The organism is Micromonospora palomenae (genome assembly GCF_007829925.1).
GTDB classification, from domain to species: domain Bacteria; phylum Actinomycetota; class Actinomycetes; order Mycobacteriales; family Micromonosporaceae; genus Micromonospora; species Micromonospora purpureochromogenes.
The window spans coordinates 1,560,503-1,575,300 of record NZ_VIXA01000001.1 but is presented as its reverse complement, the minus strand read 5'-3'; the positions used below and the strand labels follow the sequence as shown (position 1 = coordinate 1,575,300).

The 14,798-nt window shown below is 66.4% G+C and carries 7 protein-coding genes; 5 read left to right on the top strand and 2 right to left on the bottom strand.

Annotated elements, in window-relative coordinates; all coding sequences use genetic code 11:
• The first annotated feature begins 120 nt into the window (after positions 1-120).
• Positions 121-4,374, top strand: a complete 4,254-nt coding sequence (locus tag FHX75_RS07045; RefSeq protein WP_170285303.1) for a DEAD/DEAH box helicase — start codon at positions 121-123, stop codon at positions 4,372-4,374.
• 331 nt (positions 4,375-4,705) lie between these two features.
• Here the strand turns inward: FHX75_RS07045 and FHX75_RS07040 are convergent, their stop codons facing one another.
• Positions 4,706-6,049 (bottom strand): hypothetical protein, encoded by a 1,344-nt coding sequence (locus FHX75_RS07040; protein ID WP_154937246.1) that lies wholly within the window; start codon positions 6,047-6,049, stop codon positions 4,706-4,708.
• A gap of 378 nt (positions 6,050-6,427) precedes the next feature.
• Here FHX75_RS07040 and FHX75_RS07035 point away from each other — a divergent pair, with 378 nt between their 5' ends.
• Genes FHX75_RS07035 through FHX75_RS07020 form a run of 4 tightly spaced genes read left to right on the top strand, consistent with a single transcriptional unit; the run spans position 6,428 to position 13,654 of the window.
• Positions 6,428-8,398 carry a type I restriction-modification system subunit M gene (locus FHX75_RS07035; RefSeq protein ID WP_154937244.1) on the top strand — a complete coding sequence of 657 codons (1,971 nt, stop codon included), beginning with the start codon at positions 6,428-6,430 and terminating at the stop codon, positions 8,396-8,398.
• The gene (locus FHX75_RS07030; protein ID WP_154937242.1) at positions 8,395-9,684 is read left to right on the top strand and encodes a restriction endonuclease subunit S; all 1,290 of its coding nucleotides are present in this window, start codon (positions 8,395-8,397) and stop codon (positions 9,682-9,684) included. Before FHX75_RS07035 ends, FHX75_RS07030 begins: the two co-directional genes overlap by 4 nt.
• The gene (locus tag FHX75_RS07025) at positions 9,684-13,220 is read left to right on the top strand and encodes a type I restriction endonuclease subunit R (RefSeq protein WP_154937240.1); all 3,537 of its coding nucleotides are present in this window, start codon (positions 9,684-9,686) and stop codon (positions 13,218-13,220) included. The genes FHX75_RS07030 and FHX75_RS07025 overlap by 1 nt, the downstream gene beginning before the upstream one ends.
• Positions 13,217-13,654, top strand: a complete 438-nt coding sequence (locus FHX75_RS07020; protein ID WP_154937238.1) for a hypothetical protein — start codon at positions 13,217-13,219, stop codon at positions 13,652-13,654. The genes FHX75_RS07025 and FHX75_RS07020 overlap by 4 nt, the downstream gene beginning before the upstream one ends.
• 242 nt (positions 13,655-13,896) lie before the next feature.
• Here FHX75_RS07020 and FHX75_RS07015 read toward each other — a convergent pair whose 3' ends face one another.
• On the bottom strand, positions 13,897-14,790 hold the full coding sequence (locus FHX75_RS07015) for a hypothetical protein (RefSeq protein ID WP_154937236.1): 894 nt from the start codon (positions 14,788-14,790) through the stop codon (positions 13,897-13,899).
• Positions 14,791-14,798 lie beyond the last annotated feature (8 nt).

The window sequence follows — 14,798 nt, the reverse complement described above, 5'->3', positions numbered from 1 at the left end:
CATGAGCATCCCGAAGTCGGGCTGGCCTGCCCGCCGCGATCCGAATGAGCCATGCCGCGGTTGCGGCGCATGCATCCGCGGTCGCTCAACGTTGTCACACCCTTGTGTCACCATGCCGCCGTGACAGTCAGTACCGCGGCGTCGGGTAGCGCAATGGTGACAGGGTCGCTTACGCCAGGTTCGCCCGGCGACCTCGCTCGGCTCCTCGCCGAGATCGGTACCGGAAGCAAAGCCGCGCGGGGACGCCAATTCGAGGCGTTGGTCCGGTACTGGCTCCGGGCGGACCCGGTGTGGGGTGCCCAGGTCGACTACGTATGGCCGTGGTCTGATTGGCCTGGCGCCAACGGTCCCGACATCGGTATCGATCTTGTCGTCCAATCGGTTCGTGGAGGCCTTTGGGCGGTGCAATGCAAGGGGTACGCCGCTGGCACCACGGTGACCAAGTCCGACGTCGATTCCTTCCTTGCGGCCTCCGCGACAGGGGAGTTCGAACGCCGGCTGCTGGTCATGTCGACCGATCGGCTGGCGCCGAATGCCCGCCGTGTCATCCGAGGCCAGGCGGTCCCGGTGACGGTGATTGGCCGGGCAGGTCTCGAGGAGTCGGCGGCAACTTGGCCGGCCAGCATTGTCGCGCTGGCCGACGCGCAGCCAACGATATCCATGCGACTGGCGCGAAGGACCTTGCGGGACCATCAGGTCGACGCGGTCGACGCGATGGTGGCGGAACTGGATGCGCAGCTGTCTGCCGCCGATGAGGCTCGTGCGTCGCTGGTGATGGCGTGCGGCACCGGCAAGACGCTGACATGTCACGGCATCGCCGAGCGCGTCGGCGCCCGCCGGATGCTGGTGCTGTTGCCAAGCCTGTCGCTGCTTGCTCAGACGCTGCGAGAGTGGTCAGCTCAGGCCGGCCCCACGGGAGGCCTTCGGGCGGTGGCCGTCTGCGGCGACCCGACGGTGGCCAGGGCCGATAATGACGAACTGCATGTATCGCCAGCCGACCTTCCCGTCCCGGTGCTCACCAACGTGGTCGAGCTGCGGAAACACCTCGCCGAAGGTCTGGATGACCAACGACCTCTTGCGGTGTTCTCCACGTACCATTCCAGTCCGGTGATCGCCGAGGCCATGGCCGACAGTGCTATCGAAGCGTTCGACCTCGTGGTGGCCGACGAGGCGCATTATGTTGCCGGCCGTTGTTCCGCGGCGTTCGCGACCGTACTGGATAGCCGGCGGATCCGGACTCGCCGCCGGGTGTTCGCGACGGCGACGCCGCGAGTGGTGCCGGCCCACCTCTCCCGCAGTGCCGCGGAGCTGGACCCCGTTGCCTGCAGCATGGACGACCGGGCAGTGTTCGGCCCGGTCGCGCATCGGCTCACTTTCGGTGAGGCCATCGGGCTCGGTCTGCTGGCCGACTACGAGGTTCTGGTTCTCGGCGTCGCCGCTCCTGAGGTGGCCGCCCACGACCGAGCCCGCGGCGGTGCAGCTCATCCGGCGGTTGAACGGGCGGTCGTCGACGCCGCCGGTGCACCCGTCGACGGTGCCACGTTCGCCGCCGTGGTGGCGATCGGCCGGGCGATGCGGGAGAAGGGAGTTCGCACCGCGCTAAGCTTCCACTCCCGCGTGAGCCGGGCCCGTGCGTTCGCCGCGCTCGTCAACGACCTTCCAGCGGTCGCCCCGGCCGCCGATCCGGGTCCGATCCAGGCCGCCCACATCTGCGGCTCGATGCCGACCAGCCAGCGCAACGGCCTGCTGCGGACATTGGGCGCTACCGGGCAGACCGGCGGACCCGCCAGGACCTTGCTCGCGAACGCCCGGTGCCTCACGACCGGCGTTGACCTGCCGGACCTAGACGCGGTTCTGTTCGCCGACCCACGGCGATCGGCCGTCGACATCGTGCAGGCGGTTGGCCGGGCGCTGCGCCTCGGAACACGGGGTATCAAGAGCCTGATCATTCTTCCTGTCGTGCTTCAGCCAGGCGACGATCCGGACACTGTGCTGACCAGCAGCGCGTTCGATGGCGTCTGGCAGGTGTTGGCCGCACTGCGAGATCACGATGAGACGTTCGCCGAGCAACTCGACGAGCTGCGTGTCGACCTTGGCGCTGGCGCTGGCATCCGCCCATCGGCGCTGGACAAGCTCGTTCTCGATCTGCCCACGCTCAACGGCGCGGAACTGGCGGACCGGCTCCGGGTGCGAATTGTCGAGACTACGACAAGCAGCTTCCTCTACGGCTTCGGGAAGTTGCAGCGCTACGTGCGCGAGAACGGCACCGCGCTCGTGTACGGCGACCACGTCACTAGCGACGGATTCGCCCTTGGCAGGTGGGTGGTGAAGCGGCGGACCGAGCGGAAGCAGGGCCGGCTGTCCGAGGCTCGGGCGGTGCGACTTGAGAATCTGCCGGGATGGGTTTGGGATCGGCACGACAGGGCGTTCACCATCGGTTTCGACGCACTTCAGCAGTACGTCCAGCAGAACGGCCATGCCAGCCCGCCTCAGGCGCACGTCACCGCTTCCGGAGTGAAATTGGGCGGATGGGTCAGTACGCGCAGAGGCGAGTACCGGAAGGGACTTCTGTCGGCGCACCGGGTGACGCAGTTGGAGCAGCTGCCGGGATGGGTGTGGGAGGTGGAGGACACCAGTTTCCCGGACGGGCTAGCCGCCCTGTGGGAGTACGCCACCGAAAACGGGCATGCCCTCGTGCCGAAGGACCACGTCACCGCAGACGGACTTGCATTGGGCGCCTGGGTCACCCGTCGGCGGGTCGAGCACAACGGTGGGCTACTGGCGGCAGACCGTACGGCGCAACTAGAGGTCGTACCCGGGTGGAGCTGGCGCAGCCGTATGGAGGCGTTTCACAGGGGCCTGGTCGAGCTTGAAGTTTACGTCGCACACAAAGGCCACGCCCTGGTGCCCCGCGACTATGTGACGGCGAGCGGGTTCGGCCTTGGTGCCTGGGTGATTAAGCGCCGGGCGGACCATCGGGCCGGCCGGCTTGCCGCCGACCGCGCCGCACGACTTGCGGAGTTGCCCAGGTGGAGTTGGGAGACTCGGGAATCCAAGTTCGATGCCGGGCTTGCCTACCTACACCGATACATCGACGAGATGGGAGCCGCACAGGTTCCGGGCACCCACCGGACTGCGGACGGCTTCCGGCTGGGAGCCTGGGTGAGACGCTGCCGGGCGGACTACCGGGCCGGTCGGTTGGCGGCCCACCGAGCCGCGGCGCTAGAGTCCTTGCCCGGTTGGATCTGGCAACCTCACGAGAGCGCCTTCGCAAAAGGGCTGACTATATTGCGCACGTATGTAGCGCAGGCGGGCGACGCTCACGTTCCCAAGGATCACGTATCCGAGGAAGGATTCCGGCTCGGTGCCTGGGTGGAAGCGTGCCGGAGTAACCAGCGGGCGGGTCAGCTGCGACCGGACCGGATAGCCGAACTCGAGGCGCTGCCCGGCTGGACATGGGATACCCACAAGACTCGCTTCGACCGCGCGTTCGACGCCCTGCAGAGCTACGTCGCGGAAACCGGCACCGCGGCGGTGCCGTCGTCTCACACAACCGCCGACGGCATCCAGCTAGGTTTCTGGGCGGCGAACCGCCGGGCCGAGTATCGACGTGGCACGCTGTCACCGCACCGGCGTGAACTGCTCGAAGCCCTGCCGGGGTGGAGCTGGGACCCGATCGCCGACGGCTTCGCGCAGGGCCTAGCGGCGCTTCGCGCATATGTCACCGGCCGCGGTGACGCCTGCGTGCCCCATCGGTACGTCACCGCTGACGGTTTCTGGCTGGGCGGCTGGGTCAACAAACGCCGCGGGGACCGCCGCCGCGGCCGCCTGCCAGAAGAGTGGGCTGCGAAACTCGAGGCATTCCCAGGGTGGTCGTGGGACCCGCGGGATGAGCATTTCACTCGGGGCATCGCCGCGTTGACCGATTACGTGGCAGTACACGGTCATGCCCGGGTCGCCGTCTCGCATGTCACCGATGACGGCTTTCCGCTCGGCCGCTGGGCGGCGAAACGCCGCGATGAGTACCGGGCCGGGAAGATAACCGACGAACGGATCGCCTTGCTTGCTGCATTGCCAGGCTGGTCGTGGGACCCGCAGGATGAGCACTTCACTCGGGGCATCACCGCGTTGACCGGTTACGTGGCGGTACACGGTCATGCCCGGGTCGCCGTCTCGCATGTCACCGATGACGGCTTTCCGCTCGGCCGCTGGGCAGCGAAACGCCGCGATGAGTACCGGGCCGGAAAAATAACCAACGAGCGGGCCGCCTTGCTTGCTGCACTGCCAGGGTGGAGCTGGAACGTCACCACCGGCACACCCACCCCAGTCGCCGGCACGCGCCCGGCGGCCGACGACGCGTCTCCACCCGTTTGAACAGACAGCGTGGCGCAAGCGGAACCGGAACTCCGAACCGCAGCGACGTGTACCTGATCCGGACCGAGACGAGATGGCTGGTGCTTTGGCTGTAAGGTGCTGGCTCCGATGATGGAGCGACCGGTCGAAGGGCTGGGCGGCGACGGCGACGGGGAATACGACTTCACGCTGCTCACCGGCAGCGCCGACAACACGCGCTCGGCGTTGATCGCCCCGGCGTAGGCAAGGGCTTTGGAGGCGATGTCGTTCCCTGCCGACATCATCGACACTTAGCGGAAGCGGATCCCGTCTGCTGGTGGGAGCTTCGAGCCAACACCGGACGGCCGGACGATCAGGCCCACACCTTGGCCTCTCTGGCGAAGCACGGCCATGGGCGGGTGCCGGCAGGGAACTCCCCGCTCAGCATCGAGGCGACCTGCCGGCTCCAGGTGCGTAGATCGATCAGCTCGAGCATCAGTTCAGCGATCGCGGCGAAGTTCAGTGACGTCGACCACAGCCGGTTGCCAGACCGCGCGGCGACCTTCAACAACGGCTTCGAGGGGTTCTCGGTGCCGTCCAGGCGCTGCATCCAGGAAGCTTCGACACCGACCTTGGCCAGCGAGTCGATGATCTTGTTCGGGTTCATGCACACCGCGAAGAACATGCCGTCGGCGGTAAGGCTTGCGGCGACCTCGGCCTCAATCGGGTAAATCGCCCAGGGCGGGCGAACGAGGGTACGGCCGGCCTGGTCGATGCTCAGCAGCGTCAAGGTGTGCGCGAGGTCGTCGGCGCCGATGCGGCGGCGGACCCGGTCGAGTTCGGCGCTGAACCGGGTGCTGAACTCCTCAGCGGTGTACATGCCGGCTGCGGTGAACTGACTGGCCGCCACGACCGCGCGGCCGGAAGAGACCACACCGCCGGCAATTCCCGACCGCGCATGCGCCAAGCCGAGGACGTCACGCAGACCCGCCAGGTCAGTGCGGTAGTCGATGGTGGTGCGCACCGGTACATGGCCGCTGGGCAACTTCCCCGCCTCGTCGGCGAGGACCTGCGACGTCTCGGCCAGCAGCCGCTCCTGGGCAGGGATCCGATACCGCTCGTTGGTCTTGATCTCGCGGAGCCAGGCCCAGCCATCACGGCCGAGGACGGTGACGTCGCCGACACGGATCACGTTGGTTAGGTCGTGATGCAGCACGAACTCGCGGTTCTCGCGCCAGGCATCCTCGATGACTTCCAGCTCTGCGGCCAAGCCGGCTTTGCCGTACATCGGGCCGGAGGCGTCGGCGCGAGACAGCGCCACGATGATGTTGCGCTGGTAGCCGAAGACCTTCCAGGCAAGCGCGTCCGCGATCGACTTGAGCTGGCGCCAGATCCGCTCATAGACGTCGCCTTCCAATACCCAGGACTCTCGGTCGGTGCGGTCAAGGGCAGTGCCGAGCTCGGGCGCGTCGGCCGTCAGTTTGCGGTGCTTATCCAGTCGTTTGATCTGCTGGCTGATCGCGGCGCGGCGCTTCTCGGTGTCGAGGACCATGCTGCGGAGCCGGCCCTGGAGGTGGTACATGTCCTCAGCAGAGCGGCACGTACGTAATGCCCGGATCAGCTCGATCAAGGCGTGCAGGGTCTGCTGGTGCGCCGGATGCGTCAGGATGGCGTCGATCTGGTCGCCGTCCGCACGATCCATCAGCGTGGCGCGCACGGTACCTCCTGCACTGACGACGGATGGCTTTCGAATCATCGGTGTTGCCCACCGGGTTGGCAAACGTGTTCGCCGCTTGGGAGCCGCCGTCGACAGCATGCCGTGCGGCCAAGCGACCGGCGGTCAGTGGCACCTCGGTGACGGAGCGTCCGTCGGCGACGGCGCGACAACCGCGAGGATGTTGGCGTCCATGGCGTGGCGGTCCCGTAGTCGGCTCCCTCCCGCAGCGGTTGCTTCCTGCATCGACATCGATGTAACGACGCCCGAAGGGGCAACAAAGATCATCGTCCGGCACATGCGAAGGTCCGATATCTAGGGATATTGGTAGCCGGGTGACTGCTATATTCTCTTGCGCGTGATGAACTCTGGCGGACACCGGTGAGCAAGCTCGGCAGCTTCGTGTGGTCGATCGCGGACCAGCTGCGTGGTCCCTACCAGCAGCACGAGTACGGATCAGTGATCCTGCCGATGACAATCCTCCGCCGGCTCGACGCGATCCTCGAGCCGCACCGGGAGCAGATCGAGGGCCTGATCGCCGGGGTGGACTCCGAGATGCGCCAGGCCTCGCTGGTTCGTCAGGCCACAGGGCTGCGCTTCTACAACACCTCGAAGTTCACGCTGACGAGCCTCCTCAAGGACCCCGACGGCCTGCAGGCCAACCTCGTCGAGTACGTGCACTCATTCTCGTCAGCGATTGATGTATTCGACCGGTTCAAGTTCGACGAGGTCGTCGCCAAGCTGGGCGAGAAGAACCGGCTCTACTTGGTGGTCGAGCGGTTTACGAAGGTCGACCTACACCCGGACGTCATCTCGAACTCCGACATGGGCGACCTGTTCGAAGACTTGATTCGCCGCTTCGCGGAGGCGTCGAACGCGACCGCCGGTGACCACTTCACCCCGCGTGACGCTGTCCGCCTCGTCGTCGACCTCATGTTCGCTGAGGACGACGAAGCCTTGCTTGAGAAGGGCGCGGTGCGCACGGTCTACGACCCGACGGCGGGGACTGGCGGCATGCTCTCGCTGGCCGACGAGCACCTGCGCAGTCAGAACCCCAATGCCCGCCTGACGCTGTACGGGCAGGAGATCAACGACCAGTCGTACGCGATCTGCAAGTCAGACCTGCTCGCCAAGGGCCAGAGCCCGGACAACATCAAGCTCGGCGACACCCTGGCCGACGACAAGTTTCCCGGGCTCACATTCGACTACTGCCTGGCCAACCCGCCCTACGGTGTGGACTGGAAGGCGTCGGAGAAGGCCGTTAAGAATGAGCACAAGCGCGGCTTTGCCGGCCGGTTTGGTCCGGGCCTGCCCGGAGTCGGCGACGGGCAGATGCTCTTTCTCCTGCACCTCGCCGCGAAGATGCGCCCGGCCTCGCAGGGCGGCGGACGCGTCGGGGTCATCATGAACGGCTCGCCGCTGTTCAACGGCGGTGCAGGTTCGGGCCAGTCGGAGATCCGCCGCTGGCTGCTGCAGAAGGACCTGGTCGAGGCGATCGTCGCCCTGCCGACCGACATGTTCTTCAACACTGGAATCTCGACCTACGTGTGGGTGCTCGACAACACTAAGGCACCCGAGCGTGCCGGCAAGGTGCAGCTCATCGACGGGTCGCAGCGCTTCACCAAGATGCGCAAGTCGCTGGGCTCCAAGCGTGTCGCGATCAGCGACGTCGACCGCAAGGCAATCCTCGACGACTACGCCGCGTTCGAGACGAGCGAGACGTCGAAGATCCTCGACACGCAGGACTTCGGCTACTGGACCATCACCGTCGAGCGTCCGCTTCGCCTGCGCTTCGCGTGCACGCCGGAGAGGGTCGCGCTGGTGCGCGACGAGCCCAAGCTCAAGAGCGTCGACCGCGACCGGCTGGCGGACGTACTCGCCACCTTCGGCGAGAACGCCTACCTCAACCGCGACGCGTTTATGAAGGACCTCGGCAAGCACCTCGGCTCGAACGGCGTCACCTTGACGACACCCCAGCGCCGGACGCTGTGGCTCACGATCGGCGAGCGTGACGAGGCTGCGGACGAGATCCGCGACGCCAGCGGCAACCCGGAGCCGGACCCGAGGCTGCGCGACACCGAAAACATCCCATTCGGATGGAACCAGACAGCCAAGACCGCCGACGCCGACGGGACCGCGCAGGCCGTCATCAACGCGTACACGGCGTCGGAGGTCCTGCCGCACGTGCCCGACGCCTGGATCGACTACACCAAGACGAAGGTCGGCTACGAGATCCCCTTCACGCGGCACTTCTACACGTACGTGCCGCCACGCCCGCTCGCCGAGATCGACGCCGACCTGAACAAGATCGTCGTCGAGATCCTCGACCTACTAAGGGACGTCGAAGCGTGACGTCGCTCAGCATGAGACCGCTGGCCGACGTCTCATGGCTTCCCGGAGTCGCCGTTCCGACCGGCTGGCAGCGGAAGCGCGTCAAGCACGTCCTTCGCGACTTACGTGCGGGTGAGGGCATCACCGCGGAGGACATCGAGTCCAGTGGCGACTATCCCGTCTACGGTGGTAACGGCGTGCGCGGATATACGAGCCACTACACCCACTCCGGAACGTTCGTCTTAATCGGGCGGCAGGGCGCGCTCTGCGGCAACGTCCACCTCGCGTCTGGCAGGTTCTGGGCAAGCGAACACGCAATGGTCGGCGCACCTGCCATAGGAGTCGACCCACGTTGGCTCGCCTACACCCTCCGGACTATGAACCTCGGGCAGTACTCGGTCACGGCAGCGCAGCCGGGCATCGGCGTAGCGCAGGTCATGGCGCTCGACCTGTACGCGCCTCGGCCGGAGGAGCAGCGGGCGATCGCGGATTTCCTGGACGAGCAGACATCGCGAATCGACACGCTGATCAACAAGCAGACCCAACTCATCATCACCCTCCAGGAGCGCCGCCGCGCTGCCATTGCCCACGGCGTGACGAAGGGACTCACCCCCGGCACGAAACTCCGCCCCAGCGGCCTCCGTTGGGCAGGCGACGTGCCAGACACCTGGGAGGTCGCCAACATCCGGCGCTACGCAGCCATGAAGACGGGACACACACCCAGTCGCTCTGAGCCGGCATACTGGATCGAATGCGACATTCCGTGGGTCACTCTCGCCGACGTCGGGCAACTGCGCGACGGGCGGACGACTTACTTGTCATCCGAAACGCAGGCGAAGATCAGCGCAGTGGGCCTTGCAAATTCGGCGGCCGAGCTCCTCCCCGCCGGCACCGTCGTACTCTCGCGCACGGCGTCAGTGGGGTTCAGCGGCATCATGCCGGTTCCCATGGCGACAAGCCAGGACTATTGGAATTGGGTGTGCGGGCCAAGGCTGCTGCCCGCCTATCTGCTCGCGACATTTCGCGCCATGAAGGATGAATTCCGCTCGATGGTCATGGGCTCCACTCACAAGACGATCTACCAACCAGTCGCCGCCGGAATGACGATCGTCGTTCCGCCGATTGAGGAACAGCGCGCGATAGTCGCCCACCTGAATGATGAGACGTCAAGCATCGATGCGCTGATCGATAAAACGGAGCAGCACATTGCGCTTGCGAGAGAGCGGCGGGCGGCGCTCATTGCGGCGGCGGTAACCGGCCAGATCAACGTCCGCACGGCTGGGCGGGCAACGCAGGGAGTGGTGTGATGGCGGACTACAACGAGAAGCCATTCGAGGCCGAGCTCTGCGCGCACCTGGCTGTACACGGGTGGCTTTACTCCCCGACGGACCACGAGCCGGGCGCCGAGTACGACCGGGAGCGGGCGATCGTCCCGGGCGACGTCCTCGGCTGGCTGCGGGACACGCAGCCGGAGGAGTTCGCCAAGGCGGTCAAGGCTGGCACTTCGCAGGAGCTCGCCGCGACGAGTGCATTGCTCAGCCGGCTGTGCAAGGTGCTCGACACCCCCACCGACCAGGGCGGCGGCACGCTCAACGTCCTGCGGCGCGGGTTCAAGCACGTTTCGTCGCCGTTCCGGATGTGCCAATTCAAGCCGGCAACCTCGCTAAATCCGACGACGCTGGCGGACTACGCCAAGGCCCGCGTGCGCGTCATGCGGCAGGTGCATTTCTCGACCAAGGACAACCGATCGCTCGATCTCGTGTTGTTCGTCAATGGACTGCCGGTGGCGACGCTGGAGCTCAAGACGGACTTTACGCAGTCGGTCGCCGAGGCGATCGACCAGTACAAGAAGGCCCGTCAGCCCAAGGATCCCGGCGGGCACGTGCAGCCGTTGCTCGGGTTCGGCAACCGTGCGCTAGTGCACTTCGCGGTCTCCAACGAAGAGGTGTGGATGACGACCCGCCTCGCCGGGGATAAGACGCACTTCCTGCCCTTCAACGCCGGCGATGGGCACGGCGGTAAGGGCAACGCCCCCAACCCGAACGGCTCCGCCACGTCGTACCTGTGGGAGAAGGTGCTCGACCGCGACAACTGGCTGACGATCCTGGGCAAGTTCTGCCACGTCGAGACTCGCCAGTCTCGTGACCCGATCAGCGGCGCGGTCTCGAAGTCGACCACTCTGCTGTTCCCGCGCTACCACCAGTGGGAGGCCGTCACGGCAATAGTGGCGCATGCCCGCGAGCACGGACCCGGGCAGAAGTACCTGATCCAGCACTCGGCCGGCTCCGGGAAGACCAACTCGATCGCATGGACGGCCCACCGGCTGGCCCGCCTGTTCGACGAGCACAACCACAAGGTGTTCGACACCGTCATCGTCGTCACTGACCGCACCGTCCTCGACGACCAGCTGCAGGTCGCGGTCCGCCAGATCGACTCTGCAGACACCGGATCGTCGGGCGGCGAGGGCATCATCACGACCGTCGACGAGGTCGAGGCACGCAAGGCCGGGTCGAAGTCCAAGGCCCTGGCCCAGGCATTGACGGGCGGCAAGCTCATCGTCGTCGTAACGCTGCAGACGTTCCCGTTCGCAATGGCGGCCATCGCCGATAACCAGGGGCTTGCCGGAAGAAAGTTCGCCGTGATCGCCGACGAGGCCCACTCGTCTCAGTCGGGCGCCACGGCTGGCAAGATTCGGGAGATCCTGTCCGACACCGAGCGCGCCGAGCTCGACGACGGCGGTGAAGTCTCCATCGAGGACGAGCTCGCGGCACAGATGACCGCCCGCGCGACCACGCCGAACGTCTCGTTCTTCGCGTTCACCGCGACCCCGAAGGCCAAAACCCTTGAGCTGTTCGGAACCCCGGACACCGACGGCATCCCACAGCCGTTCCACACCTACACGATGAAGCAGGCCATCGAGGAAGAGTTCATCCTCGACGTGCTGCGCGGCTACCAGACCTACGACACCGCCTTCCAGATCGCCCGCAACGTTGCCACCGGCCGCATCGCACAGCCGGACGACGGCAACGACAGCCCGGCCGAGCGGGCGATCGAGGAGGAACTCGTCGACAAGGCTGCGGCCACGAAGGGACTGATGCGTTGGGTGAAGCTGCACCCGACGAACATCAGCCAGAAGTGCGCGATCATCGTCGAGCACTTCCGTGAGAACGTCGCGCACCTGCTCGACGGGCACGCGAAGGCCATGGTCGTCACTGACTCACGCAAGGCTGCCGTCCGGTACAAGACGCAGATCGACGCGTACATCGCCAGGCGCGGCTACACCGACATCGGCACGCTCGTCGCCTTCTCTGGCTCGGTCGAGGACGCCGAAACCGGCCCCGGACAGTTCACCGAGACCTCGATGAACCCCACCAAGGTCGGCTCACAGATCGCTTCGGCGTTCGCCGGACCCGAGTACAAGGTGCTGCTCGTCGCGAACAAGTTCCAGACCGGCTTCGACCAGCCGCTACTCAGCGCGATGTACGTCGACAAGCGCCTCTCCGGCGTACTCGCGGTGCAAACTCTCTCACGCCTCAACCGCACCTACCGGACGCCGTCGGGGGAGCGAAAGGACGTCACGTTCGTCCTCGACTTCGTCAACGACCCCGAGGAGATCCGGAAGTCGTTCGAGCCGTACTACACCAATGCTCGGCTGGAAACGACGACCGACCCGAACGTCGTCCATGACATCTCGACCAAGCTCGATCAGGGGGCCGTCTTCACCGAGGCGCAGGTTGACGCGTGCGTTGCCGCGTGGGTCGGGCGTGCAGGCAACAACGCCCTGGCCGCGACCATCAAGCCCGCCCGCGACGAGTTCGCCAAGCGGTACACCGACGCCCTGCGCCGCGACGACACCGGCGAAATCGAGGCGCTCGACCATTTCCGCAAGGACGTCGGCACGTTCGTCCGCCTCTACGACTTCATGAGTCAGGTAGTCGACTACGCCGACACCCAACTCGAGAAGCGCGCGATCTTCCTGCGGTTGCTCGAGCGCTACATCCGCCCGACCACCGTCACCGCCGACATCGACGTCTCCGATGTCGTCCTCAAAAAGATCAAGCACACCCCGGGCGAGCAGCTGGATATCACCCTCGGCGACGGCACCGGCCTACGGGGAGTCGTTGCCGCCGGCTCGGGCAATACCCCGGACCCCGTTCTCGTCGCGTTCCAGACCATCATCGACCGGCTCAACGACCTGTTCGGAGCCGAGTTCTCCCGCAGCCAGGTCGAAGGCTTCGTCGATACCCTGGGCGCGGTGCTTCTCGAGAACGAGGCGCTCGTCGAGCAGGCCCGCGTCAACTCACGCGTCCAGTTCCTAGAATCGCCCGACCTCCCAGACGCGGTCGTCGACGCGGTGTTCGCTAACCAGCACTCGCACAACGCGATCGCGGACTACATCGCAGCCGGCAACGCCGACTCGAACCGCCTCATCAATGAGATCGGCGCGATGATCCACGCTGCCGTCACCAACTCGCCTGCACCATCGTCGCTGCCGTCGGCCCTGCCCCCGTGGGCTGCCCGGCTGGCTGAACTGGAAGCTCTGACGCCAGGCTGGCTCGACGGCGGTGGTGCCGCCGTATATACCCCAGCCCTTCAAGCCGCCCGTTCCCTTCTGGCAGCGCTCACCGAGTTCCACGTGTCGCTACCGCGCATTTACCCCACGCCGGCCGGCTGGGTGCAGTTCGAATGGCACGGGCCAGGCCCGCGGGTCGAGGTCACCCTGACGGGTCACGATCACGAAGTCTTCGTGCTCTACATTGACGGCAACGAAAACACCATCAACGAGCCCGACACGTATACCACGGCGCGGATGGTATCCGAACTGCTTGGACGGACGGCGTGACCGACTCGAACCAGTACATCGAGCTCGAGCCCGATGAGATCGAGCTTGATCAAGACGACGAGTTCTACTGGCGGCAGTGCCATCCCACCTACCTTGACGGCGGCGTACCGTCAGTCCAGATGTTTTGCGAGTCCACTGGAGACAACGGCAAGATCTCCGGCGCGCGATCGTTGAAAGCCACAGCCCAGCTCGCCTACGAGGAGCGCATGCAGCGAGGCGGGCAGACCGCCGGCACCTGGGGAGTCACCGTCGCCGAGATCACCACTGCCGGGACACGAGCAGTCGATGACTCCGCGACCGGCAGCACACTGCCCACGGGGCACACGTATGTGGACTACCGCCATTTAGATACCAAGCCATCGTTACGTGCCGTCCGATCGATGCTCCACCAAGCAGCCGTCGCGCGCCCGCGCCAATGGCCGCCTATCGAGTGACGGTCCCACCGCGACCCCGCAGCCTGGCCGATCGACGAGCTTGCGACCATCCTTGCCCGGGCCGCCGCTCGCTGGCGACGCCGCCCCTGGCGTGATAAGCGACCCGGAACGCACTCCATCACACTGGAGGGCAGCGGTGACTGACTCGAATCGGTGGCACTCGAATTGGAGCCCCGGACGCGCGTGCAGGTTCATGTCGTGCCGGCGTCCGAGTCAAACCGCCGCGCTGCGTGCGGTGCCCTTTAGGAGGAACCCAGCTTAGACGGCGATTCCGAAGGACTGGCTGGACATGCAGCAGCCCGAAAGCGAGGCGGCCCCTCGGTCGTCGTGGCCAACAATGCAACATAGTTGCTCGGGTCGGTGGGGCCGTGCAGGTGGGTGTAGCTGCGGTGGGCGTAGCCGGCCAATGCGACGACTACGGCGGGGTGACCAAGTCGGATCAGGACTTCAGCGAGCAGGGCGGCGGTGTCGGCGCGGGCGGGGTGCGCGCCAGCGGTAGCGGGGTTGACCGCGGTGAGGGCGTGGCGGAGCACCTCACGTGCCCGGTACAGGTCAGCATCGGCGAGCGTCCGTGCGGCGTGGACGGCATTAGGCAGGGACCCCGGGGGCCGGTGGACGGGGGTGGAGCGCCAGATGAAGCCCAGGTCGTGGGCGGCGTGGCCGACGGTGACGCGGGTGAGGACCCGGTCGGCGTGGCGGGCGCCGATCTCGGGTGCCTTCGCTCCGGTTGTTTGGGTGATGAGGTGCGGCGCGGCGGCCAGCACGGCACGGCCCACCTGGTGCACCAGCGGTCCGGCGGGCAGGGGCCCTGCCCGGCAGCCGGGGACGCACTGGTAGCCCAGGACACCAACGTCCTGCTGCGGGTTCATGGGGGCGGTGCACCGAGCGCAGTACAGCAGGCCCGGTGGCAGGAACACGACCGTATCGCCGGGCAGTGTGCTCGCCACGGGGGCGGGGGCGCTGGTGGCGGGTGGGAGGCGGGCGGTGTTGACCCAGGCGGACACGAGACGCCGGTTGAGGCCGAGGTCCTGGGCGACGGCGGTGACGGCGCCGTGGGGGTGGCGTGCCTGGTGCTGCTGGACGCGGTCGACGACGGAGGCGATGAACTCCGGCGTGTGGACGCGGGGGAGGGGCATCGGTGGGT